The organism is Intrasporangium sp. (assembly GCF_035280925.1).
Lineage (GTDB): Bacteria > Actinomycetota > Actinomycetes > Actinomycetales > Dermatophilaceae > Intrasporangium.
Genome location: NZ_DATEEY010000092.1, coordinates 1 through 24,855 on the forward strand (window position 1 = coordinate 1; position 24,855 = coordinate 24,855).

Annotated in this window: 20 protein-coding genes; 15 read left to right on the top strand and 5 right to left on the bottom strand. The window is 68.4% G+C overall.

From position 1 onward, the window contains the following. Positions 1 to 216: 216 nt before the first annotated feature. Complete coding sequence (locus tag VJN29_RS09305) at positions 217 to 1,719, top strand: amino acid permease (protein WP_324143346.1); 1,503 nt, start codon at positions 217 to 219, stop codon at positions 1,717 to 1,719. 19 nt (positions 1,720 to 1,738) lie between these two features. On the opposite strand, the gene pntB is transcribed toward VJN29_RS09305, so the two are convergent. Together pntB and VJN29_RS09315 are read right to left on the bottom strand one after the other, a co-directional pair. Then, positions 1,739 to 3,118 carry a Re/Si-specific NAD(P)(+) transhydrogenase subunit beta gene (pntB, locus tag VJN29_RS09310; protein WP_324143347.1) on the bottom strand — a complete coding sequence of 460 codons (1,380 nt, stop codon included), beginning with the start codon at positions 3,116 to 3,118 and terminating at the stop codon, positions 1,739 to 1,741. Positions 3,119 to 3,125: 7 nt separating this feature from the next. After that, a complete protein-coding gene (locus VJN29_RS09315; RefSeq protein WP_324143348.1) occupies positions 3,126 to 4,667 on the bottom strand; it encodes a Re/Si-specific NAD(P)(+) transhydrogenase subunit alpha in 1,542 nt (513 codons plus the stop codon). A 135-nt stretch (positions 4,668 to 4,802) separates the two neighbouring features. Between VJN29_RS09315 and VJN29_RS09320 the strand changes: the two genes are divergently transcribed. Further along, positions 4,803 to 5,606 carry a crotonase/enoyl-CoA hydratase family protein gene (locus VJN29_RS09320; RefSeq protein ID WP_324143349.1) on the top strand — a complete coding sequence of 268 codons (804 nt, stop codon included), beginning with the start codon at positions 4,803 to 4,805 and terminating at the stop codon, positions 5,604 to 5,606. An 87-nt stretch (positions 5,607 to 5,693) separates the two neighbouring features. Here the strand turns inward: VJN29_RS09320 and VJN29_RS09325 are convergent, their stop codons facing one another. Next, entirely contained in the window at positions 5,694 to 7,088 is a 1,395-nt protein-coding gene (locus tag VJN29_RS09325; protein ID WP_324143350.1) for an MFS transporter, read from the bottom strand. Next, a complete protein-coding gene (locus VJN29_RS09330; protein ID WP_324143365.1) occupies positions 7,085 to 8,449 on the bottom strand; it encodes an MFS transporter in 1,365 nt (454 codons plus the stop codon). Before VJN29_RS09330 ends, VJN29_RS09325 begins: the two co-directional genes overlap by 4 nt. 385 nt (positions 8,450 to 8,834) lie before the next feature. Here VJN29_RS09330 and VJN29_RS09335 point away from each other — a divergent pair, with 385 nt between their 5' ends. The 6 genes from VJN29_RS09335 to VJN29_RS09360 are packed head-to-tail and all read left to right on the top strand — an operon-like array spanning position 8,835 to position 16,981. After that, the gene (locus VJN29_RS09335) at positions 8,835 to 9,650 is read left to right on the top strand and encodes a helix-turn-helix transcriptional regulator (protein ID WP_324143351.1); all 816 of its coding nucleotides are present in this window, start codon (positions 8,835 to 8,837) and stop codon (positions 9,648 to 9,650) included. Further along, the gene (locus VJN29_RS09340; protein ID WP_324143352.1) at positions 9,647 to 13,357 is read left to right on the top strand and encodes a nitrate reductase subunit alpha; all 3,711 of its coding nucleotides are present in this window, start codon (positions 9,647 to 9,649) and stop codon (positions 13,355 to 13,357) included. The genes VJN29_RS09335 and VJN29_RS09340 overlap by 4 nt, the downstream gene beginning before the upstream one ends. A 33-nt stretch (positions 13,358 to 13,390) precedes the next feature. Further along, positions 13,391 to 15,040: a nitrate reductase subunit beta gene (gene narH / locus VJN29_RS09345; RefSeq protein WP_324143353.1), complete on the top strand. Its 1,650-nt coding sequence runs from the start codon at positions 13,391 to 13,393 to the stop codon at positions 15,038 to 15,040. Continuing rightward, positions 15,037 to 15,786 carry a nitrate reductase molybdenum cofactor assembly chaperone gene (gene narJ, locus VJN29_RS09350; RefSeq protein ID WP_324143354.1) on the top strand — a complete coding sequence of 250 codons (750 nt, stop codon included), beginning with the start codon at positions 15,037 to 15,039 and terminating at the stop codon, positions 15,784 to 15,786. Before narH ends, narJ begins: the two co-directional genes overlap by 4 nt. Next, positions 15,783 to 16,532: a respiratory nitrate reductase subunit gamma gene (narI, locus tag VJN29_RS09355; protein ID WP_324143355.1), complete on the top strand. Its 750-nt coding sequence runs from the start codon at positions 15,783 to 15,785 to the stop codon at positions 16,530 to 16,532. Before narJ ends, narI begins: the two co-directional genes overlap by 4 nt. Next, positions 16,529 to 16,981, top strand: a complete 453-nt coding sequence (locus VJN29_RS09360) for a hypothetical protein (protein WP_324143356.1) — start codon at positions 16,529 to 16,531, stop codon at positions 16,979 to 16,981. The genes narI and VJN29_RS09360 overlap by 4 nt, the downstream gene beginning before the upstream one ends. 191 nt (positions 16,982 to 17,172) lie before the next feature. On the opposite strand, the gene VJN29_RS09365 is transcribed toward VJN29_RS09360, so the two are convergent. Beyond that, positions 17,173 to 17,778, bottom strand: coding sequence for a TetR/AcrR family transcriptional regulator (locus VJN29_RS09365; RefSeq protein WP_324143357.1), 606 nt, complete (start codon positions 17,776 to 17,778; stop codon positions 17,173 to 17,175). 123 nt (positions 17,779 to 17,901) lie between these two features. On the opposite strand from VJN29_RS09365, the gene VJN29_RS09370 reads away from it, so the two are divergent. The 7 genes from VJN29_RS09370 to VJN29_RS09400 all read left to right on the top strand — a co-directional run. After that, positions 17,902 to 18,699: an enoyl-CoA hydratase-related protein gene (locus VJN29_RS09370; protein ID WP_324143358.1), complete on the top strand. Its 798-nt coding sequence runs from the start codon at positions 17,902 to 17,904 to the stop codon at positions 18,697 to 18,699. Between the two features lie 38 nt (positions 18,700 to 18,737). Continuing rightward, positions 18,738 to 19,886, top strand: a complete 1,149-nt coding sequence (locus VJN29_RS09375) for an acyl-CoA dehydrogenase family protein (RefSeq protein WP_324143359.1) — start codon at positions 18,738 to 18,740, stop codon at positions 19,884 to 19,886. Between the two features lie 51 nt (positions 19,887 to 19,937). Beyond that, positions 19,938 to 20,684 (top strand): 3-oxoacyl-ACP reductase family protein, encoded by a 747-nt coding sequence (locus tag VJN29_RS09380; protein WP_324143360.1) that lies wholly within the window; start codon positions 19,938 to 19,940, stop codon positions 20,682 to 20,684. Positions 20,685 to 20,694: 10 nt separating this feature from the next. Further along, entirely contained in the window at positions 20,695 to 22,320 is a 1,626-nt protein-coding gene (locus VJN29_RS09385) for an AMP-binding protein (protein WP_324143361.1), read from the top strand. Continuing rightward, positions 22,317 to 23,516: a 3-oxoadipyl-CoA thiolase gene (pcaF, locus tag VJN29_RS09390; RefSeq protein WP_324143362.1), complete on the top strand. Its 1,200-nt coding sequence runs from the start codon at positions 22,317 to 22,319 to the stop codon at positions 23,514 to 23,516. The genes VJN29_RS09385 and pcaF overlap by 4 nt, the downstream gene beginning before the upstream one ends. Positions 23,517 to 23,518: 2 nt before the next feature. Further along, positions 23,519 to 24,370, top strand: coding sequence for an enoyl-CoA hydratase/isomerase family protein (locus tag VJN29_RS09395; RefSeq protein WP_324143363.1), 852 nt, complete (start codon positions 23,519 to 23,521; stop codon positions 24,368 to 24,370). A 44-nt stretch (positions 24,371 to 24,414) separates the two neighbouring features. Further along, a partial coding sequence (locus VJN29_RS09400; RefSeq protein ID WP_324143364.1) for an acyl-CoA dehydrogenase family protein occupies positions 24,415 to 24,855 on the top strand: 441 nt, incomplete at its 3' end.

Genomic DNA, 24,855 nt, shown 5'->3' on the forward strand with positions numbered 1-24,855 from the left:
CGGAAACGGGGCGGCGAGACGCTCTACGAGAGCGAGGACATCCGACGCCGCCGAGGTTCGCCGAACACCGACCCGGTCCCGATCTGGACCGGCGACCGCGACCTCAACCGCCCCCACGACCCGGGCGACGACTGAGCACAGCTCAGGCATCCCGCTGGGCACCGCGCGGGTCTACTTTGAGGTGACCGTCCCGAAACCACGCGTTCGGAGGTCATCATGAGCCTGTTACGCACCAAGACGATCGAGGCGTCGATGGCCGCGGTCGATGAGCCGGACCATCACCTCAAACGCCGGCTGACCGCTCTCGACCTCGTGGTCTTCGGTGTCGGCGTGGTGATCGGCGCGGGGATCTTCACCGTCACCGGCCGGGCCGCGCAGCAGTATGCCGGGCCCGCCGTCATCCTGTCCTTCGTTCTCGCGGCCGTCGTGTGCGCCTTCGCCGCGATGTGCTACGCCGAGTTCGCCTCGACCGTCCCGGTGTCCGGGTCGGCCTACACGTTCTCCTACGCGACGCTCGGAGAGTTCATCGCCTGGGTCATCGGGTGGGACCTGATCCTCGAGCTCATGCTGGGCGCGAGCGTCGTTGCCCAGGGCTGGTCCGCCTACCTGGAGATCTTCCTGGGCCGCCTCGGGATCGACATCCCGGCTGCCGTGGCTCCCGGATCGCGCTTCGATCTCGCGGCGTTCCTGCTCGTGGCGGTGCTCAGCATGCTCGTCGCCAAGGGCATCAAGGAGTCCCTTCGGGTCAACCTCGTGCTCGTCGCGATCAAGGTGTTCATCGTGCTGTTCGTCATCGTTGCCGGCATCGGCTTCGTCAACTCCGCCAACTGGAGCCCCTTCATCCCGCCGAGCGCACCGAATGCGCCTGCCGCGGACGGCGTCCACGCTCCGGTCCTGCAGGTCCTGACCGGGATGACGCCGGCCACCTACGGCGTCATGGGCATCATGTCGGCCGCGGCCCTCGTCTTCTTCGCCTACATCGGCTTCGACGTCGTGGCCACGACAGCGGAGGAAGCCAAGAACCCGCAGCGAGCCCTGCCCATCGGCATTCTCGGGTCTCTCGCGATCTGTACGGTCCTCTACGTAGCCGTCGCTCTCGTGATCACCGGGATGGTGCCTTTCGACCAGATCGATCCCCAGGGCGCGCTGGCCGCGGCGTTCGAGCAGGTCGGGCAGGACGCCTACGCCACGCTCATCGCCGCCGGGGCGGTCGCTGGCCTCACGACGGTCGTCATGACCCTCATCATCGGGACCACCCGGGTCGTCTTCGCCATGAGCCGGGACCGGCTCCTCCCCGCTGCGCTGGGCGTCACGAGCGAACGGACCGGGACACCGGTGCGACTGACCTTCCTCGCGGGTGGGGTCGTCGCCCTGGTCGCGTCGCTGACTCCGATCGGCAGGCTCGAGGAGATGGTCAACATCGGCACGCTCACGGCGTTCGTGCTCGTCTCCCTCGCGGTTCCGATCCTGCGCAAGCGGCGTCCAGACCTGAAGCGCGGCTTCGTCGTGCCATGGAACCCGGTGATTCCGTGGCTGTCGGCCGCGCTCTGCACCTACCTCATCCTCAACCTCTCGATCGAGACCTGGATCCGGTTCGTGGTGTGGATGGCGGTCGGGGTGATCATCTACTTCGCCTACTCACGCAGCCACAGCCGACTGGCGACGGGAGAGCCCGAGGCTGGGTTGGAGGGCACGCCCCAGATCCTCGACGTGGAGTGAGGGCGCGAATCCCAGCAGGTCACAGGGACTTGATGATGTCCTCGACCCGGTCCTTCGCGTCGCCGAACAGCATGGCACTGTTGTCCCGGAAGAAGAGCGGGTTCTGCACCCCGGCATATCCCGCAGCCATGGAGCGCTTGAAGATGACGACGTCCTTGGCCTTCCACACCTCGAGCACCGGCATGCCGGCGATCGGGCTGTTCGGGTCCTCCTCGGCGGCCGGGTTCACGGTGTCATTGGCACCGATGACCAGGACCACGTCCGTCTCCGGCAGGTCGTCGTTGACCTCGTCCATCTCGAGGACGATGTCGTAGGGCACCTTCGCCTCGGCGAGCAGCACGTTCATGTGTCCCGGGAGCCGACCGGCGACCGGGTGGATGCCGAAGCGGACGTCGACGCCCTTCTCCCGGAGCTTGGCGGTGAGGTCCGCCACGGGGTACTGCGCCTGCGCCACGGCCATGCCGTAACCCGGTGTGATGACGACCGACCTGGCGTGGATGAGCAGGTCCGCGACCTCGTCGGGGTTGGTCTCCCGGTGCTCGCCATAGTCGACATCGCCCACCGGCGCGCCGCCGTCGGAACCGAAACCGCCGGCGATGACGCTGAGGAACTTCCGGTTCATCGCCTTGCTCATGATGTACGAGAGGTAGGCACCGGAGGAGCCGACGAGCGCACCCGTGATGATGAGCAGGTCGTTGCCGAGCATGAAGCCCGCGGCCGCCGCGGCCCATCCGGAGTAGGAGTTGAGCATCGACACGACGACCGGCATGTCGCCACCGCCGATCGAGGCGACGAGGTGCCAGCCGAAGGCAAGGGCGATCGCCGTCATGAGCGCGAGCGGCACGATGGAGTGGGACGCGGCGAACCAGATCATCAGGCCGAAGGAGACGATCCCGGCGAAGAGGTTGAGCCAGTGCCGGGCGGGCAGCATGAGGGGCCGTCCGGAGATCTTCGCCGCCAGCTTGAGGTACGCGACGACCGACCCGGTGAAGGTCACGGCACCGATGAAGACGCCGAGGAAGATCTCGACGAGGTGGACGCCGTCGCTCGCCGACGCGTCCGAGGCGAGGAAGGTGTTGAAACCGACGAGGACAGCGGCCGCACCGACGAAGCTGTGCAGCATCGCGATGAGCTCCGGCATCTCGGTCATCTCGACGCGGCGGGCCTTCCAGATGCCGATGACGGCGCCGATGGCCATGGCAGACGCAATGGACAGCCAGTTGAGCGGATCCGCACCGCGAAGGGCCAGCCACAGCGTCGCGACGAGGGCCAGGAGCATGCCGATCATGCCCAGGACGTTGCCGTCCTTCGCGGTCTCGTGCTTCGACAGCCCGGCGAGAGACAGGATGAAGAGAAGCCCGGCGATGATGTAGGCCGCCTGGATCAGTGCGAGGTCCATGGTGCGGTCAGCCCTTCCGGAACATCGTGAGCATGCGGCGGGTGACGAGGAAGCCACCGAAGATGTTGATGCTGGCGATCAGCGTCGCCAGGAAGGCGAGCACGAAGATCGTCAGGCCCAGCCCCTCGGACCACTGGCCGAGCTGGATCAGGGCGCCGACGATGATGATCCCGCTGATCGCGTTCGTCACCGACATGAGCGGTGTGTGGAGCGCATGGTGGACGTTGCCGATCACGTAGTACCCGACGACGACGGCGAGGGCGAACACCGTGAAGTGGCCCAGGAAGCTCGCCGGCGCGAACGCAGCGATGAGCGCGAACGCCACGGCACCGATCGCCATGTAGACGTACTTGCGTCGTGGGTCCTTGACCTTCTCGGGCACCTTGACCACCTCTGCGGCGGGCTTGGCCACCGGTGCGGCGCTCACCTGGATGGCTGGCGGCGGCCAGAGGAGCTCTCCGTCGCGCGTCGCCGTCATGCCGCGCTGCACCACGTCGTCGAAGTCGAGAACGAGCTGCCCGTCCTTCCCCGGGGTCAACAGCTTCATCAGGTTGACGAGGTTCGTGCCGTAGAGCTGGCTGGCCTGGGTGGGGAGCCGGGCGGCAAGGTCGGTGAAGCCGATGATCTTCACGCCGTTGCTCGTCACGACCATCTCGTCGGGGACGGAGCCCTCGACGTTTCCGCCGTTGGACGCGGCCATGTCGACGATCACCGAGCCCGGCCTCATTGTCGCCACCATGTCGGCGGTGACCAGGCGCGGCGCCGGCCGGCCCGGGATGAGCGCGGTCGTGATGATGATGTCGACGTCCTTGGTCTGGTCGGCGTAGAGCTGCGCCTCGCGAGCCTGGTAGTCCTCGCCCATCTCCTTGGCGTAGCCGGTGGCGCTGACCTCCGCCTCCGGCGACTCGATCGCGAGGTACTCGCCGCCGAGGGACCTCACCTGGTCGGCCACCTCGGGCCGCGGGTCGGTGGCCCGGACGATGGCGCCGAGGCTGCCGGCCGCCCCGATCGCGGCCAGACCGGCAACGCCCGCGCCGGCGACGAGGACCTTGGCGGGTGGGATCTTCCCGGCAGCCGTGACCTGGCCGGTGAAGAAGGAGCCGAACACGTTGGCCGCCTCGACGACCGCGCGGTAGCCGGCGATGTTGGCCATCGAGGAGAGCACGTCGAGGGACTGCGCGCGGCTGATGCGCGGAACCGCGTCCATGGCCATCGCGGTCACGCGGGCGTCGCGCAGCTTCTCGACGAGGTCGGGGTTGAGTGCCGGCGACAGGAGGCTGACGAGCACCGCTCCGGGCCGGAGCATCGCGACCTCGGCGTCAGCCGGCGCGTTCACCTTGTGAACGATCTCGGACGCCCAGGCGTCCTCGGTCGTCACGACGCGGGCGCCGGCCACGACGTAGGCCTCATCCGAGAAGCTGGACGCCTCTCCGGCGCCGCGCTCGACGACGACGTCGTAGCCGAGGGCGACGAGCTGCCCGACGGTCTTGGGCGTGGCGGCGACGCGCGTCTCACGAGCGCGTGTCTCGCGTGGGACACCGATCTGCACAGTCTCTCCTTCGTCTCTGCGCTGCACCCCGAAACCTATGGCACCGTCACTCGGGGATCACGGGCAGTGCCACCCAAATCACATCTCATCGCTCCAGCGGCTCGCACGGCCGTCTCGGCTCCTAGGCTCGACCTCATGCCCAGCCACATCACCTGCACGACCGCCGCCGGGGTCGCCCGGGTCCGGCTCGACCGGCCCGACAAGCTCAACGCCCTCACCCTGGACATGCTCGACGACCTCGTCGCCACCGCCCGACGGATCCGCGCGGACCGCTCGCTGCGGGCCGTCATCCTCTCGGGTGAGGGCGACTCCTTCTGTGCGGGGCTCGACTTCGCCACGGTGCTGAAGAATCCGCGGGCCATCGCGTCGGCCTTCGTCGCGCGGCCGTGGCGCGGCACCAACACCTTCCAGGAAGCGTGCTGGGCCTGGCGCCGGCTGCCGGTGCCGGTCGTCGCCGTCGTCCACGGCCACTGCTTCGGCGGTGGGGTGCAGATCGCCCTCGGCGCGGACTTCCGGTTCACCACCCCGGACGCCAAGTGGTCGGTCCTCGAGTCGAAGTGGGGGCTCATCCCCGACATGTCGGGGATCCACAGCCTCACCGAGGTCGTCGGCCTCGACGTCGCAAAACGGCTCACCATGACCGGCGGAGTGATCAGCGGCGAGCAGGCAGCGGCGCTGGGGCTGGCCACCGGTGTTGCCGATGAACCACTCGCGGCCGCCGAGGAGCTCGTCTCCGAGATCATGACGCGCTCTCCGGACGCCGTCGCGGCCGCGAAGCGCCTCTTCGAGCGGACCTGGTCGGCCGGGCCGCGGCGAACCTTCGCCAGGGAACGGGCCGAGCAGCTGCGGCTGCTCCTCCGCACGCCCAACACGCGTCGGGCGCAGCAGGCGGCGTTCGCGAGGGAGGCACCGGACTTCGCGCCACGGCAGCGCCGCTGACGGCAGCCTCGTGACTGCGGTAGGAGCAGGACCGCTGGGCCCGCCCGGAAGCGAGCCCAGCGGCATACGGCACCGGTCTGATGCCCGTCAGCCCGGCTTGGGAGCGTTGGGTCGTGCGTAACGCATCCACGTGATGCCCACGCACATGACCGCCCACGCGATCCCGATCATGTAGAAGGCCGTCGGCGACATGACCGTCAGGCCCACGCCGAAGAGGAACGGGCCGAACGCCGCGATCGCCGCCGTCCACCCGATGACGCCGCCCGCTTGGCGGCGCTCGAAGATCATCGGCATCTGCTTGAAGGTCGAGGCGTTGCCGATGCCGCTGAAGAGGAAGATCGCGAGCATGCCCCAGAGGAACCGGTTGAAGCCGCCCTGGAGCGCCTCGGCCGATGACGTGTCGGGGACCAGCGCCGGGATCGTGTAGGCGATCGAGGCGATCAGGCCGATCCCGGACACGAGCGTCCACCTCGCTCCGCCCATGCGGTCGGTCAGCGGCGAGAAGAGGACGCGCGCGCCGGCGCCGACCAGCGGGCCGAGGAAGACGTACTTGACCACGTCCGGCACGGCGTAGCCATCGACGAGCAGCTGGGCGGAGGAGCCGGCTCCCTGGACGATCTCGGCGTTGCCGATCCCGTAGAGGTTGGCCATGAGCAGGCCGAACTGCGCCGACAGGCCGGAGAACGTGCCGAAGGTCATGATGTAGAGCAGCGTCATCCACCAGGTGTCCTGGTTGTTGAAGATGTCGAACTGCTGCCGGATGTTGGCCTTGATCGGGACCGACTTGAGCATCGTCCACGCGAGGATCGCGCCGACGATCATGAGCGGGATCCAGACGAAGGCGGCGTTTTGGTACCACACCTCGACCGGCTGCTGACCCGGCATCGTCATCAGCTGGCTACCGCCGATGATGGCCAGGAAGCTGAGGCCGATGAGGTACGGGGTGAGCAGCTGGACGAGCGAGACGCCGAAGTTGCCGATGCCGGCCTGCAGGCCGAGCGCGGTCCCCTGCATGCGCTTGGGGAAGAAGTAGGAGGTGCTCGGCATGAAGCCGGAGAACGCGCCACCGCCGATCCCGGCCAGGAAGGCAAGGACCATGAGCTCCCAGTAGGGCGCCGTCGGGCTCTGGACGCGGACGCCCCAGCCGAGCGTCGAGGCGATGAGGAGGAGCGTGGTCAGGGACACCATCTTGCGGGTGCCCATGATCGGCGGCAGCACCATCCAGATGAGCCGCATCAAGCCGGCCGCGAGCCCCGGCATGGCGGCCATCCAGTAGAGCTGGCTCTTGCTGAACTCGTAGCCGAGCGGGTTCAGCTTGGGGATGATCGCGCTCGGGAGGAACCAGGCGACGAATGCCAGGGTGAGGCAGAACGTCGTGATCCAGAGGGTCTTCCACGCGAGCGCCTTGTCCCACGTCTCCTCGTTCTCCGGGTCCCAGGACTCGAGCCACTCCCCTCTGGTGGGTGCGGTCTTGGTCGTCATGCGCGAGCCTCCGTCTCGTTCTTGGCGCCCGTCGCGGACGCGAGGGCCAGACCAGCGGTGGTGCGGTCGTCGGGGGCCGGATCCAGCAGGTCGGGGTTGTGCGCCGGCGGCGGCTCGAAGTAGTCGGCCAGCTGGGGCGAGCCCCGGTGCAGCATGTGCACGACGGTCCAGTGCATCCACAGGGCACACACCGCGGTGAGCACGAAGATGACGAAGAAGGTGCTCGACGGGAAGCCGAACCAGTCCTTGGTGTAGGCGAACATCGGGGGCAGGAAGAAGCCGCCGAGGCCACCGAGCATGCCGACCAGGCCCCCGACCGGTCCGACCGCCGTCGGGAAGTACTCGGGGATGTGCTTGTAGACCGCGGCCTTGCCGATGCCCATTGCGCAGCCGAGGAGGAAGACGAGGATGACGAAGGGCACGATGCCCATGCTGTAGTTCCAGTGCTCGGTCTCGGTGCCGTCCACCTGGACGACGACGAGGTGGCCGTTGGGCATCATGAGCAGCCCACTCGTCACGAGCATCACGGTGAAGGTGAAGTACATCCCGCGCCGGGCACCGAACTGGTCGCTGAACCACCCACCCACGGGGCGGAGCAGGGAGGCCGGGAAGATGAAGGTCGCGGTGAGGAGGGCGGCCGTCCACAGGTCCACGCCGAAGTTGTCCACGTAGTACTTGGGCAGCCAGACCGACAGCGCGACGTACGCCCCGAAGACCGCCACGTAGTAGAGACCGAAGCGCCACACCCGGACGTCCTTCAGCGGCGCGAGCATCGAGGCCATGGACTGGCTCCTGCCCGGCATCATGTCGTGGTGCGGCGTGATGACCCAGGTCAGGACGGCGATGGCGACGAGCAGGATGGCGTAGAGAGCCGGGACCAGCCGCCACCCGCCCTGGACGCCGAAGGCGTACGTGGCGCCGGCGGTGCCCGTGATGAGCGCTGGGCCGATGAACTTCGTCACGGAGGCACCGACGTTGCCGGCACCGAAGACGCCGAGGGCGAAGCCCTGGCGGTCACGCGGGTACCAGGCGGCGTTCCACGCGATGCCGACCGAGAAGAGGTTGCCGGCGAAGCCGACGAGGAACGCGAGCATGAGCAGCATCAGGTAGCTGGTCGCCTGCGAGACGAAGTACGCCGGGATCGCCGTCGCGAGGAGCATGAAGACCGTGACCCGTCGGCCACCGATCCGGTCGGTGAGCATGCCGGCAGGCAGGCGCCACATCGACCCGTTGAGGATGGCGACCGCCGAGATCCAGGAGAGCTCGACGTCGCTGAGGCCGAGCTCCTTCTGGATGGGGATGCCGAGGATGCCGAACATCATCCACACCGCGAACATCACGGTGAAGGCCGTCGTCGACATCACGAGTACCCGGGTACGACCCGAGGATCCGGCTGTTGTGCCGTTCATCTCGTCTCCGTCTATTTGGAGGAATGAATCCGTTTTATAGGGGCCGCCCGAAAGGCCGCCTCGACCCGTTGAATACCCGTGGGAAACATTCTGCCACCCCGGGTCGACGAGCAACTACGTTACGTAGTAGGTTCCCTGCCATGCAAGTTGTGCTGACGGGATCTGCCTCACACCGCAGGGGAATCCGTGACGGCGACCCGTGGAGCGGCGACGGTGGAAAGCGGAACGTAGTCCTCTCAATTCCGCCGCCCCGCGCGGTGTGAACCGTGCTTAGATGGGGGAACAGCGTTCCTCTAAATAAAGTCATAGAGATGTACGCTAATTGAAGGGTGTCGCCGTGGCATTGACTGCGAGTACGAGCTCGGGTGCCGGTACGGACCTGCTGGGCTCGCCCGTCCGAAGGACCATCGTCGACACCCTCGCCAACCTCCCGACGAGCCTCGACCCGGCCACCGGTGCGGTCATCCCGCATCCGGGCATGCGCGCCCAGGACCTGGCCAACCGACTGGGTCTGCACGTGACGACGGTCCGCTTCCACCTCGACCAGCTCGTCGCCGCGGGCCTGCTCCGCTCGCACTTCCAACGGCGCAAGGAGGCCGGCCGCCCGCGCAAGCTCTATGCCATCGAGCAGGGGTCGTTCGGGACGGTCACGTCCGACCAGTCCTACCGGATGCTCTCGGAGCTGCTCGTCCAGACGCTCGGCTTCCGGGACGGCGAGGCCCCCAGAACACCGGAGGAGGCAGGTCTGCGCTGGGGGCGCCGGCACGTCGAGGACGGCCACGCGGGCCTCGTCGGCCAGCGCACCGCGCGGTCCCCCGGCCAGTGGCTCGGCAAGATCGGGCAGATGGTCGACCTGCTGCGCGAGTGGGGCTACAGCCCGGAGGTGTCGACGACCAACGACGGTCGCACGGCTCGGGTCGCCCTGCACGACTGCCCCTTCATGCCGCTCGCCAAGGACAACACCGCCGTCGTGTGCGGCATCCACCGCGGCCTCATGCGCGGGGTGATGGAGGCCCTGGGCGAGGAGTCGACCGAGGTGGGGCTCACGCCCTTCGTCGCCCCCAGCCTCTGCATCGCCGCGCTGACCACGACCACGAGCTTTGAGCAACCCGCGTCGCTCAACCACCCGCCCCGACAAGGAGATCACTCATGAACGCCTCCCCGACCGGCCTCACCGAGACGGGCCTCGACGGTCCCGTGAGCGAGGCCCTCGTCGGCACGCGCCGGTTCTTCACCAAGGCGACGGTTTCCCAGGACAAGCGCAGCATGGAGGCCAAGGGTGGACGTGCCGGTGACGCCTTCTACCGGGACCGCTGGAGCCACGACAAGGTGGTCCGGTCCACGCACGGCGTCAACTGCACCGGCTCGTGTTCGTGGAAGGTCTACGTCAAGGACGGGATCATCACCTGGGAGGCGCAGCAGACGGACTACCCGAGCCCGGGCGCCGACCGGCCCGACTACGAGCCGCGCGGCTGTCCCCGTGGCGCCGCCTTCTCCTGGTACACCTACTCGCCCACCCGGGTGCGCTACCCCTACGTGCGCGGCGTCCTGCTCGAGATGTTCCGGCAGGCCAAGAGCCAGCACGGCGGCGACCCCGTCCTCGCCTGGGGCTCCATCGTCGAGGACCCCGAGAAGGCCGAGCGGTACAAGAAGGCGCGGGGCAAGGGCGGCCTCGTCCGGGCCACGTGGGAAGAGGTCACCGAGCTCGTCGCCGCCGCCCACGTCTACACCGTCAAGCGCTTCGGCCCGGACCGCATCGCCGGGTTCTCCCCCATCCCGGCCATGTCGCCGGTCTCCTACACGTCCGGCGCCCGATTCCTCGAGCTCATCGGCGCCCCGATGCTCTCGTTCTACGACTGGTACGCCGACCTGCCCAACGCGTCGCCGCAGATGTTCGGCGACCAGACCGACGTGCCGGAGTCCGGTGACTGGTGGGATGCCGGCTACCTGATCATGTGGGGATCGAACGTCCCGCTGACCCGGACGCCCGACGCCCACTGGATGACCGAGGCGCGCTACCGCGGGCAGAAGGTGCTCGCCGTGGCCCCCGACTATGCGGAGAACGTCAAGTTCGCCGACGAGTGGGTGACGGCGGCACCCGGCACGGATGGCGCACTGGCCATGGGCATGGGCCACGTCATCCTCAAGGAGTACTTCGTCGACCAGCAGGTGCCCTTCTTCGTCGACTACAACCAGCGGTTCACCGACCTGCCCTTCCTGATCAGCCTCGTCCCGGCCGATGGCGGCGCCTACCGTCCCGGCAAGTACCTCGTTGCCGGGGACATGGAGGGCGGACCCAAGGCCGACTCCGAGAACGCCATGTGGAAGCCGGCGGTCTTCGACTCGCGCACCGGTCAGGTCGCCATCCCCAACGGCTCCATCGGTGACCGCTACGGCGACGAGGGCCTGGGCAAGTGGAACCTCGAGCTCGGCGACCTGGACCCTGCGCTGACGGTCTACGGCTCGCACGACGACGCGGTCGAGGTGGAGCTGCCGCGCTTCGACGCCGCTGATGGCAAGGCCGTCTTCGAGCGGCGCGGGGTCCCGGTCCGGCGCGTCGGTGACCGTCTCGTCACCACGGTGCTCGACCTCATGCTCGCCCAGTACGGCGTTGCGCGCGAGGGCCTGCCCGGCCACTGGCCGACGGGCTACGACGACGCGTCGGTGCCCGCGACGCCGGCCTGGCAGGAGGTGCACACCTCGGTGCCCGCGGAGCAGGTGACGCGCCTGGCGCGCGAGTGGGCCCGCAACGCCATCGACACGACCGGGCGCGGCATGATCCTGCTGGGCGCCGGCACCAACCACTGGTTCCACAGCGACCAGATCTACCGGGCGATCCTCGTCCTGACGACGATCACGGGCACGCAGGGGCGCAACGGAGGCGGCTGGGCGCACTACGTGGGTCAGGAGAAGATCCGCCCCATCATGGGCTTCCAGCACATGGCCTTCGCCCTGGACTGGGTCCGGCCGCCGCGACACATGAACCAGACGGCCTACTGGTACGTCCACACCTCGCAGTACCGCTACGACACCTTCACCGCCGACGACCTGGACTCCGGCACAGGGATCTTCGCGGGTCAGAGCGTCATGGACCTGCTCGCCCAGTCCGTCCGGCTCGGCTGGACCCCGAGCTACCCGACCTTCGACCGCAGCTCGCTCGACCTCGCCGACGACGCAGCCGCTGCAGGCATGGAGCCACCGGCCTACGTGGCGCAGCAGCTCAAGGAGGGCACGCTTCACTTCGCCGTCGAGGACCCGGAGGCCGAGAACAACTACCCGCGCATCCTGTCGCTGTGGCGCTCCAACCTGCTCGGCAGCTCGGCCAAGGGCAACGAGTACTTCCTGCGCCACCTGCTCGGCACCGACAGCGCCGCCACCGCCGACGAGGCCGCCCCGGACCAGCGGCCGTCCTCGATCCGCTGGGCGGACCAGGCCGTCGACGGCAAGCTCGACCTGCTCATGACGCTCGACTTCCGCATGACGAGCTCGACGATCTTCAGCGACGTCGTGTTTCCCGCGGCGACGTGGTACGAGAAGCACGACCTCAGCACGACGGACATGCACCCCTTCATCCACTCCTTCAACCCGGCGATCAACCCGCCGTGGCAGACGAAGTCCGACTGGGACACGTGGAAGGTCATCGCGAAGAAGTTCAGCGAGCTCGCCGCCGACCACCTCGGCACCCGCAGGGACGTCGTGGCCAAGCCGCTGTGGCACGACACACCGGAGGCGATGGCCACCGTGCACGGCGTCGTCAAGGACTGGAAGGCCGGCGAGTGCGAGCCGGTCCCGGGCAAGACCCTCCCGGTGATCGCGGTCGCCGAGCGCGACTACACGGCGGTCTACGACAAGATGACCTCGATCGGCCCGCTCCTGGAGAAGGTCGGAATGGTCACCAAGGGCGTCGCCTACGACGTCAAGCGCGAGGTCGACATCCTCCGCAACCGCAACGGCGTGCAGCGCGGGGGCGCGGGCGACGGGCAGCCGAAGGTCGACACGGACGTCCAGATGGCCGACGCGATGCTCCACCTGGCGGGGGTGTCCAACGGCCACCTGGCCACCCAGGGCTTCCGGTTCCTCGAGAAGCGCACGGGCACGAAGCTCGCGGACCTGGCCGGCGAGCACGAGGGCAAGCAGATCACCTTCGCCGACACGCAGGTCGCCCCGGTCCCCGTCATCACCTCGCCGGAGTGGTCCGGCTCCGAGTCGGGCGGACGCCGCTACAGCCCGTTCACGATCAACATCGAGCGGAGCAAGCCCTTCCACACCCTGACCGGCCGCCAGCAGTTCTACGTCGACCACGACTGGTTCCTCGGGATGGGCGAGGCGCTCCCCGGCTACCGGCCGCCACTCAACATGACCACGCTCTTCGGGGAGACGCCGATCGGCGAGCAGACCGAGCTCGGGGTGTCGGTGCGCTACCTGACCCCGCACAACAAGTGGTCGATCCACTCCGAGTACCAGGACAACCTCTTCATGCTGAGCCTCTCCCGGGGCGGGCAGTCGGTGTGGATGAGCGACCGGGACGCCGCCAAGATCGGGGTCCGGGACAACGACTGGATCGAGATGGTGAACCGCAACGGCGTGGTCGCCGCGCGGGCGATCGTCAGCCACCGGATGCCCGAGGGCACGGTCTACATGCATCACGCCCAGGACCGGCTCATCGACGTGCCGCTCACCGAGCGTGACCGCAAGCGTGGTGGCATCCACAACAGCCTGACCCGAATCTTGTTGAAGCCCAACCACATTGTTGGCGGGTACGCCCAGCTGGCCTACTTCTTCAATTACATCGGACCCATCGGCAACAACCGGGACGAGGTCACGATGATCCGCAAGCGAACCGCGAAGGTGGAGTACTGACATGTCCGTGCGGCGAACGAAGGGAGCGCACCGATGCGCCTGATGGCCCAGATGGCGATGGTCATGAACCTCGACAAGTGCATCGGCTGCCACACGTGCTCCGTCACGTGCAAGCAGGCGTGGACCAACCGCGCGGGCACCGAGTACGTCTGGTTCAACAACGTCGAGACCCGTCCCGGGCTCGGCTACCCACGCACGTACGAGGACCAGGAGACGTGGGAGGGCGGCTGGGTCCGCAAGTCCAACGGGCGCCTGACGCTCAAGGCGGGCGGCCGGTGGAAGAAGCTCGCGACGATCTTCAGCAACCCCAAGCTGCCGTCGATCCAGGACTACTACGAGCCCTGGACCTACGACTACGAGACGCTGCTCAACTCACCGGCGACGAGCACCTTCCCCGTCGCCCGGCCCAAGTCGCTCATCAGCGGCAAGCAGATGAACGTCGAGTGGTCGGCCAACTGGGATGACGACCTGGGCGGCAGCATGGAGCACGCCGTCAAGGACCCGATGCTCAAGGGCATCGAGGACAAGGTGAAGTTCGAGTTCGAGCAGACCTTCATGTTCTACCTGCCGCGCATCTGCGAGCACTGCCTCAACCCGAGCTGTGCCGCCAGCTGCCCGAGCGGCGCGATCTACAAGCGCAGCGAGGACGGCATCGTCCTCGTCGACCAGGACAAGTGCCGCGGGTGGCGGATGTGCGTGTCGGGCTGCCCGTACAAGAAGGTCTACTTCAACCACAAGACCGGCAAGGCCGAGAAGTGCACCTTCTGCTACCCGCGAGTCGAGGTCGGCATCCCGACCGTCTGCGCCGAGACGTGCGTCGGCCGGCTGCGCTACATCGGCCTGATGATCTACGACGCCGACAAGGTGCTCGAGGCGGCGTCGGTGGAGAACGAGCACGACCTCTACGAGGCGCAGTGCGACGTCTTCGTCGACCCCAACGACCCGGCGGTCGCTCGCGAGGCAGAGCGTGCCGGCATCCCGCTCGACTGGATCGAGGCGGCCAAGAAGTCTCCGGTCCGCCGGCTCATCCAGGACTACAAGGTGGCCCTGCCGCTGCACCCGGAGTACCGCACCATGCCGATGGTCTGGTACATCCCGCCGCTGTCGCCGGTCGTCGACGTCGTCAAGGAGACGGGGCACGACGCGGAGGAGAAGGGCAACCTCTTCGCGGCGATCGACGCCCTGCGCATCCCCGTCGAGTACCTCGCCAACCTCTTCACCGCCGGCGACGTCGGACCGGTCAACGGGGTCCTCCGGAAGCTCGCTGCGATGCGGTCCTTCATGCGCGACATCAACCTCGGTGGCGACCCCGACGGGTCGATCGCGGAGTCGGTCGGCATGGACGCCGAGTCGATGTACGAGATGTTCCGCCTCCTCGCCATCGCGAAGTACGACGAGCGCTACGTCATCCCGACGGCGCACGTGGAGCAGGCGCACGGCCTCGAGGAGCTCGCCACGGACTGCCCGGTCGACTTCGACTACGAGGCGCAGACGGGGGTCTTCGGCGAGGGCTCGGGTGACCTCACACCGGTTGCCGTGGAGAACTTCCGGATGCTCGAGGAGCGCCAGACGTCGGACCAGCTCGTCGCCGGCGGGAGCAAGCGCGGCCGGGTCAACCTGCTCAACTGGGACGGCAAGGGCAAGCCGGGCGGCCTGTTCCCGAAGCAGAAGGACGACGAGTGAACCCCTTCCGCCGGGTGGCACGGGCCCAGGCGTCGCGGCGGCTCCCGGACGAGCAGCTGGCCGTCGCGTGGCAGGCCGTCTCGCTGCTGCTCGACTACCCGACCCCCGAGTGGGCGCAGTCCCATGACGCCATCCGTCGCGCCGTGGCCGGGTTGCCAGAGGGAGTCCGTATGCCGCTGGGCTCGTTCCTCGACCACGTGGCCTCCCAGCCGCTCGAGGACGTCCAGCGCGCCTACGTCGAGACCTTCGACCACACTCGCAAGTGCTGCCTCTACCTGACGTACTTCACCTTCGGCGACACCCGTCGGCGCGGCGTCGCACTCGTCCAGTTCAAGCAGGCCTACCGGAAGGCGGGGCTGGACCTCACGGAGCAGGAGCTGCCCGACCACCTCGGCGTCGTGCTCGAGTTCGGCGCCACGGCCGACGTCGACGGGGCGTGGAAGCTGCTCAACGACCACCGCGCCGGGATCGAGATGCTGCGCCTGGCGCTCGCCGACCGCCACTCCCCGTGGGAGCAGGTGCTCGTCGCCCTCGCGGCGACGCTGCCCGAGCTCGACGGCGAGGGGGTCGACGCCGTCCGCCGGCTCGTCGAGGAGGGGCCGCCCCAGGAGGAGGTCGGCCTCGAGGGCTACGCCCTGGACCCGCGCCTGAACGCCCCACCGCAGGGGCCGACCCTGCACCCTCCGACGACCCGCCTGGGTGAGTCGGCCATCTTCCCAACCATTCGTGTAGGAGCGGACTCGTGAGCACGTTTCTCTGGGTGATCTTCCCCTACCTCTGTCTGGCGACGTTCGTCGTCGGGCACTGGTGGCGCTACCGCTACGACAAGTTCGGCTGGACGACGCGCAGCTCCCAGCTCTACGAGACCCGTCTGCTCCGGTGGGGTAGCCCGCTGTTCCACTTCGGGATCCTCGGCGTCGTCGTCGGGCACATCGGCGGCCTGCTCATCCCGAAGTCGTGGACCGACGCCATCGGGATCAACGAGACGATGTACCACTGGGCCGCGGTCGTCGGCGGCATGGCGGCCGGCATCGCGGCGTTCGTCGGCATGGTCATCCTCATCTACCGCCGGCGCACCGTCGGACCGGTCTTCTCGGCGACCACGCCGATGGACAAGACGATGTACTTCTTCCTCGGCCTCGTCATCGTCCTCGGCATGTGGAACACCATCGCGTCGAGCATCTTCGGGCTCGGCTCCGAGGCGGGCCACGCGTTCAACTACCGCGAGAACGTCTCGCTCTGGTTCCGCGGCATCTTCTCCGGTAACCCGGATCCGGAGCACATGGTCGGCATCCCGCTCGGCTTCCAGCTCCACGCGCTCACGGCCTGCTTCCTCTTCGCGCTCTGGCCGTTCACCCGGCTCGTCCACGTCTTCTCGGCGCCGGTCGGCTACATCACGCGGCCCTACATCGTCTACCGCAGCAAGGACGAGCGTGAGGGCACGGCGGTCGGCAGCCGCGCGCCGAGCCGTGGCTGGGAGCGCGTGCAGTGACCGAACGCCCACCCTGGCTGGACATCGGCAGCCTCGGCCCGCTCACCCCGGTCGACAGCGGACGTGCCGATGCCACCCCGGGCACGGCGGTGCACAACCTGGAGTCCGAGGCGAGATCTGCGCTCGCGCAGGCCCAGAGCTCCAAGCACGGCAAGGGAACTCGCGTGCTCTGGGCAGGTCCCCACCAGCGGGTCGTACTCATCGCGATGACCGCGGGAACTCGGCTGGCAGAGCACACGTCACCTCCAGCGGCCTCGTTCCAGGTGGTGGAGGGCACGGCACGGCTCTACTCGGCCGAGCCCACCCACGAGGGCACCCTGCCGGACTGGGTCGTCGAGGCAGGGCAGATCATCCCGATACCGGACGAACGGCACGGCGTGGAGGCCCTCACCGACTGCGTCTTCCTGCTCACCGTCTCGCTCGACCCCCACGCGGACCTCCCTGACTGACCCGCACCACCTCGAGTGGATGACAGCAGATCCGGGCAGCCTCGGCGCGCTGGGTGCTGGTTGCTGCGTCGAGTGCCCAGAAAGTCCCGCCAGCTCCTACCGTCGAGTGGCCCGGCCCTCCACAGTCCCGCCTGTGCATATCGGGGCCACTCGAGGCAGATCCCCTGCTCGAGTGGCCCGGTCCTCCGGTGTCAGGTGGTGATGGCCCGGAGCAGGAGGTCGAGCTCGGCCTCCACGTAGGCCTCGCGATCCAGCCAGCTTGCGAGGCGCCACTGCTTGAGGGCCCAGCCGTGGGCGGTGAGCAGCAGGTTGTGCACCACCAAGTCGACATCGACGTCGCCGAAAGCCCCGGTCGCGACGCCGTCGGCGAGCGCCGCCCGGAACGGCTCGGCCGTCTCGATCTCCAGCTTCTTGATCTCGTCGCGGCCCTCCTTGGAGAGCGTCATGCTCTCGCGGTAGGACAGTACGGTGGCCTCGGGCTTTTCGTCGATGACCGCGACGAGGGCGCCGAAGCCATTGCGTAGACGCGCCTCCGGGTCGGATCCGGCCGCGTCCATGGCCGCCGGGATGCGATCCCTGAAGTCGGCGAGGATGTCGACGATGGCGGCTCGGAGCAGGTCCTCCTTGTTGCCGAAGTACTGGTAGATCAACCCGACGCTGATGCCAGCCCGATCGGCCACCTGGTGTGTGGTCGTCGAGTGGAAGCCCTGCTCCTGGAAGAGCTCGACGGCGGCCCGGAGGATGTCGGAACGGCGGCGCCGTATCCGCTCCTCCTTCGCCTCGGTCGTTGTCGACATCGGCCCTCCTCCGCTCTTCCCGAGCCTTGGCCCGGATTCTGAGGTGGCCGATCCATTGACGTCCGACCGCTCTGTCCCTACATTATTGAATGAACGTCCATTCAACAAGCAAGGGAGCTGGCTGTGGCGGAGTACGAAGACATCACCTACGTGATCGAGGACAGCGCGGCGATCATCACGATCAACCGCCCCGACCGCTACAACGCCTTCCGCGCGAAGACGGTGGACGAGCTCATCAAGGCCTTCCGCTCCGCGTGGGCGGACCGCAAGGTCCAGTCCGTGATCCTCACCGGCGCCGGGGAGAAGGCGTTCTGCACCGGGGGTGACGTCAAGCAGCGGGCCGAGACCGGCGACTACGGACCCAGCGAGTCCGGCATGTTCGAGATCGGCAACCTGCACAAGCTGATTCGCGACATTCCCAAGCCCGTCATCGCAGCGGTGAACGGTGTCGCAGTCGGGGGTGGCCACGTCCTGCATGTCCTCTGCGACGTCTCCATCGCCTCGGAGACCGCCCGCTTCGGCCAGGCCGGCCCCAAGGTCGGCTCGTTCGACGCTGGCTTCGGCTCCGCCTACCTCGCACGGGTGGTCGGCGAGAAGAAGGCCCGCGAGATCTGGTTCTGGTGCCGCATCTACGACGCCCAGGAGGCGCTCGCGATGAACCTGGTCAACAAGGTCGTCCCCGCCGCCGACCTGCTCACCGAGGCCAAGTCCTGGGCGGCCGAGATCGCGACGAAGAGCCCCACCGCGATCCGTTTCCTCAAGCAGTCCTTCAACGCCGACACCGACCACCAGGCCGGCTTCTCCAACATGGCGATGACCGCGCTCGACATGTTCACCGCCTCCCCGGAGGGCCTCGAGGGCGCCGCGGCCTTCGCGGAGAAGCGCGACCCCGACTTCGTCCAGCACGTCAACTGGCACTGAGCGACTTCCACCCACGCCCGCCCAAGGAGGCACCGCTCATGCACTACGCGTTCGACGAAGACCAGGAGACCTACGCCCAGGAGGTCCGCAAGTTCGCCGTCAAGACGCTCGCGCCGAACTACCAGTCCGATGACCAGAAGGCGGAGTTCCGTCGCCAGCTCGCGCTCGACATGGCCGGCATGGGGCTGACGGGCCTGCGCATCCCCGAGGAGTACGGCGGCCAGGACGCGACGGCGGTCATCGCCGGGATCGCGGCCGAGGAGGTCGGCCGTGAGGACTTCAACGCCGGCTACCTCATCATCAACACCGCGCTCATCAGCGACATCATCGTGCGCAATGCGACGGATGAGCAGAAGCAGGCCTGGCTGCCGGGCATCGCCTCTGGAGAGACCGTCCCGGCCATCTGCATCACCGAGCCGGGGCACGGGACGGACGCGGCGAGCTTGGAGCTCAAGGCGACGCCCGATGGCAACGATGGCTGGACACTCCATGGTGAGAAGACCTCGATCACGCTCGGCATGGCGGCCGACCGGGCCGTCGTCCTGGCCCGGACGGGTGGGCAGGGTGCCCGCGGCGTCAGCGCCTTCTGGGTCGACCTGAGCCAGCCGACCGTCAGCCGGTCGGCGTTCGACGACCTGGGCAGCCGCGCGATCGGCCGGGCCAGCCTGCACTTCGACGGCACTCCGGTCAGCCGGGGCGAGCTCATCGGCAACGAAGGCGACGGCTTCATCTCCGTCATGCAGGGCTTCGACTACTCACGGGCGATCATCGGCCTCCTCTGCATCGGCGCGGCCCAGGCCAGCCTGGACGAGGCGCTGCAGTGGTCCCGCGACCGGGTCGCCTTCGGCTCCCCGATCGGCACCTTCCAAGGCGTCTCCTTCCCACTGGCCGAGGCCGCGACCCACCTCAAGGGCGCCCGCCACGTGTGTCTCGAGGCGCTCTGGCGCAAGGACAACGGCCTCGAGCACAGCGCTGAGGCGGCCATGGCGAAGTTCTGGGCACCCAAGCTGGCCGTGGACGTCATCCACCAGTGCCTGCTCACCATCGGCCACATCGGCTACTCGTCCGAGCACAAGGTCGGCCAGCGCCTGCGCGATGTCATCGGCCTCGAGATCGGCGACGGGACCGCCCAGGTCTCCAAGCTCGTCATCTCCCGACACCTGCTGGGCCGGAAGTTCGCGCCCTGACGAGAACCCAGCCCAGCGGCATACGACAACGCTTCTTGAGAGGGAACCACCATGAACAGGCTTGCAGGAAAGATCGCCATCGTCACCGGCGCCGCCCGAGGGCTCGGCCGCGGCATCGCCGAGCGCCTTGCGTCGGAAGGCGCCACGGTCGTCGTGACAGACGTCAACGAGGCTGGGGCGAAGGAGGCCGCGGACGAGATCGCCAACGGCGCCATCGGGATCGGCTGCGACGTCTCCGACTACGACTCAGTGGAGTCGATGGTTGCTGACGTCAAGGAGCGCTTCGGGCGCATCGACGTGCTCGTCAACAATGCCGGCTGGGACCTCGCCGCGCCCTTCCTCGACCTCGACCGCGACGTGTGGCCGAAGATCATCGGGATCAACCTCTATGGCGTCCTGAACACGAGCAAGGCCGTGCTGCCCGTGATGGCCGAGCAGGGCTCCGGCTCCGTGGTCAACATCAGCTCCGATGCCGGTCGCGTCGGCTCCTCCGGCGAGGCGGTGTACTCGGCGGCCAAGGGCGGCGTCATCGCCTTCACCAAGTCGACCGCTCGGGAGCTGGCCCGCAAGCAGGTCCGCGTCAACGTCGTCTGCCCGGGTCCCTCCGACACGCAGCTGTTCGCGGAGTTCGCCGGCGACAACCAGGGCCTGCGGGATGCCCTGACCAAGGCCATCCCGCTGCGACGCCTCGGCCAGCCCGAGGACGTGGCCGGCGCCGTGGCCTACTTCGCCTCCGACGACTCCACCTACGTCACCGGACAGACCGTCAGCGTCAGCGGCGGCCTCACGATGAGCTGAACGGACGACCATGACCTTCGAGACACGCCTCAACGACGAGCTGATCGCGAGGTACACCGACGACGGCTTCTGGGTGAACCGCGTCATCACCGACTACCTCGACGAGTGGGCCGAGCGCACGCCCGACAAGACTGCCTTCATCGACTCCCGTCGCGAGGTCACCTACGCGGCGCTGCGCGCCGAGGTGGACCGGTGCGCACTCGGTCTGCTCGAGCTGGGCATCGAGCCGGGTGACGTCGTGTCGTTCCAGCTGCCCAACTGGATCGACTGGGTGGTGCTGCACTACGCCTGCACGCGGATCGGCGCGGTGAGCAACCCGCTGATCCCGATCTACCGCGAGCGGGAGGTCGCCTTCATGGTCGGCCTGGCCGGCTCCAAGCTCATCGTGGTGCCCCGCGAGTTCCGGGGCTTCGACCACGTGTCGATGGTCGAGTCACTCAAGGGCGACTGGGAGGCTCTCGAGCACATCCTGGTCGTGGGCGGTCCGGACGCGCCGGCCTCGTGGGAGGTCTTCATGTCGACTCCATGGGAGGAGCGGCGCGCCCCGGCCGAGCTCCCCGCGCTGCGGCCCGACCCGAACGCTGTGACGCTGCTCATCTTCACGTCCGGGACGACCGGTGAGCCCAAGGGCGTCATGCACTCCCACAACACCGTCATCGCCGCGAACAACCCGCTCCCGGACCGGCTCGGCGTCTCCAGCGAGAGCGTCATCCACATGGCCTCGACCTTGGCGCACCTGACGGGGTTCCTCTACGGCGCAAGGCTGCCCGTACAGAACGGCGCCACGGGCATCCTTCAGGACATCTGGGACCCGCGCGAGTTCATCGCCCTGGTGGAGAGGCACGGCATCACCTACACGTCGGCCGCAACGCCGTTCCTGCACGACGTGCTGTCCGTGCCGGATGTGAGCCAGCATCCGATGGGGACGCTGTCACGCTTCTGCTGCATGGGCGCGCCGATCCCGCGCGCGCTCGTCCGGCGCGCCAAGGAGCTCCTGCCCAGCATGGCCGTGCTCGGCGGCTGGGGGCAGACGGAGAACGCCCTCGTCACCCTGGGCATCCCGGGCGACCCGGAGGAGAAGGTCGTCGAGACCGACGGCTACCCGTGGCCAGGGATGCAGATCCGCACGGTCGACCTGCTCGGCGAGCCGGTGGCTCCCGGAACGGAGGGCCGGCTCCAGGTCCAGGGGCCGTTCCTCTTCGTCGGCTACGCGCACCGGATGAAGATGACGCAGGACAGCTTCGAGGGCGACTGGTTCGACACCGGTGACCTCGCGATCATCGACGAGGACGGCTACGTCAAGCTGTCCGGGCGGACCAAGGACGTCATCATCCGCGGTGGTGAGAACATCCCGGTCGCCTATGTCGAGAACGCCCTCTACGAGGACCCCCGGATCGAGTCCGTCGCCATCGTCGGCCTGCCCGACCCGCGGCTGCAGGAGCGCGCGGCTGCCTTCGTCACCCTCACCCCGGAGTCCTCGCTGACCTTCGAGGAGATGCGGGCCCTGCTCAAGGAGAAGGGCATCGCCAAGCAGTACTGGCCCGAGCGGCTCGAGGTCATGGACGCTCTCCCCCGCACTGCCAGCGGCAAGATCCAGAAGTTCCATCTCCGTGACGAGTTCGGGGACGAGTCATGAGCACCGCGTTCCTCGTCGCCGGGGTCCGAACCCCGATCGGCCGGTATGCCGGTGCCCTGGCTGCCGCGCGCCCAGATGACCTCGCCGCCCACACGATCACATCACTCGTGGCCCGCTTCCCGGACGTGGACTGGGGCCGCGTCGACGACGTCGTCCTCGGGTGTGCCAACCAGGCGGGCGAGGACAACCGCAACGTCGCTCGCATGGCCGGGCTGCTCGCGGGCCTCCCCGTGAACGTGCCGGGCATGACGGTCAACCGGCTGTGCGCCTCCGGCCTGGACGCCGTCGGGCTGGCCGCCCGTGCGATCCGAGCCGGTGACGCGGACCTCGTCATCGCTGGAGGGGTCGAGAGCATGACGCGGGCTCCCCTCGTCATGCCCAAGCCCGACGCCGCCTGGTCGCGCCGGGCCGAGGTGCACGACACGACGATCGGGTGGCGCTTCGTCAACCCGCGCATGGACGAGCGCCATGGCACCGACTCCATGCCCGGCACGGCCCAGACCGTCGCCGACGAGTACGCGATCTCTCGCGAGGACCAGGACGCGTTCGCACTGCGTTCCCAGGAGCGGGCGGCCAAGGCGATTGCCTCCGGCCGGCTGGCACGCGAGATCGTTCCCGTCGAGATCCCGGGCCGCAAGGGCGCCGTCACCATGGTCGACACCGACGAGCACCCCCGGTCCACCTCGCTCGAGGCCCTGGCCAACCTGCGGCCGATCTTCCCCGGCGGCAGCGTCACTGCAGGCAACGCGTCGGGGGTCAATGACGGAGCAGCAGCGCTCCTCGTCGCGTCCGAGGCGGCGGTATCGCGCTACGGCCTCACGCCGCTTGCCCGGATCACGACCTCGCTCTCGGTCGGTGTCGAGCCGCGCGTCATGGGCATGGGACCCGACCCCGCCGTCAAGGCCCTGCTGGCTCGGACCGGACTGGCAGTCGGGGACATCGACCTCTTCGAGCTCAACGAGGCATTCGCATCACAGTCGCTCGCGGTGCTCCGAGCGCTGGGCCTTCCCGACGATGCGGAGCACGTCAACCCCAACGGCGGCGCCATCGCCCTCGGGCACCCCCTCGGGATGAGTGGTGCCCGGCTGGCGCTCACGGCCGCCGTGGAGCTCGCCGACCGGGGCGCACGTCGGGCCGTCGCCACCATGTGTGTCGGAGTCGGCCAGGGCGGCGCCCTCCTGCTGGAAGCGGTGTGAGCATGGAGTCACAGAACCCAGCCGCGCGGGTCGTCGGGGGGAGCACGGGGGGCGGAGCCCCCCGTGGGTCGGCACACGGCAGCCTCGAGACGCTCCTCACGGAGGTCACCGACGGCGTCCTTGTCGTCACCTTCAACCGCCCGGACGTGCGGAATGCGATCAACCGCCAGGTCCAGCATGACCTTCGGACCGTCCTCGACCGGGCCCGAGGTGACGACGACGTCCACACCATCGTCCTCACCGGCGCCGGCGAGAAGGCCTTCATCGCCGGCGCCGACATCTCCCAGGTCGCCGGCTACACGAAGGCCACGGCCCTCGACTCCGACCTCCAGCGCCTCTTCGACCTCGTCGAGGACTTCCCGAAGCCGACGATCGCCGCAGTCAACGGCTACGCCCTGGGAGGCGGGTGCGAGATCGCCATGGCTTGCGACATCCGAATCGCCTCGGAGACAGCGCGTTTCGGGCTTCCCGAGACGGCCCTGTCGGTGCTCCCCGGCGCCGGCGGCACCCAGCGGCTCGCGAGACTCGTCGGCACCGGCCGCGCCATCGAGCTCATCCTCACCGGGCGCATGGTCGACGCCGACGAGGCCCTGCGGATCGGGCTCGTCACGCAGGTCGCGCCAGCGGAGCAGCTGCTCCAGACCGCCCGGGAGGTTGCCGCCACCATCGCCGCCCGCGGCCCGCTCGCCACCCGTCTGGCCAAGCTCGTCATCCGGGCCGGCATGGACGCCGACCAGCGCACCGGGCAGGTCGTCGAACGGCTCGCCCAGGCCGTCCTCTACGAGAGCGACGACAAGCGCGAGGGCACCGACGCGTTCCTGTCCAAGCGCCCTGCCGCCTTCCACGGCCGCTGACCACGGCCAGACCCGATCCCTTCGCAGTCATCAGGAGACCCCTCATGGACCTGTCCCTCAACGAGGACCAGCTTGGCTTCAAGGCGCTGGCGCGCGAGTTCCTCGACAAGGAGGTCGTGCCGCATCGCGCCGAGTGGGACCGCCGCGAGTCCGTCGACACGGCAATCATCCCCAAGCTCGGCGAGATCGGGTTCTTCGGCCTGACCATCCCGGAGGAGTACGGCGGCCTCGGCGGCGACTACATCACGTACTGCATCGGCATGGAGGAGCTCGGTCGCGCCGACTCGTCCGTCCGGGGCATCGTGTCCGTGTCGATGGGCCTCGTCGGCAAGGTCATCCTGTCCCACGGCACCGAGGAGCAGAAGCAGCAGTACCTCCCGGGGATCGCCAACGGCACGCTCCTCGGCTGCTTCGGCCTGACCGAGCCGGACAACGGCTCGGATCCCGGCAACCTCAAGACCCGGGCCACTCGGGACGGCTCCGAC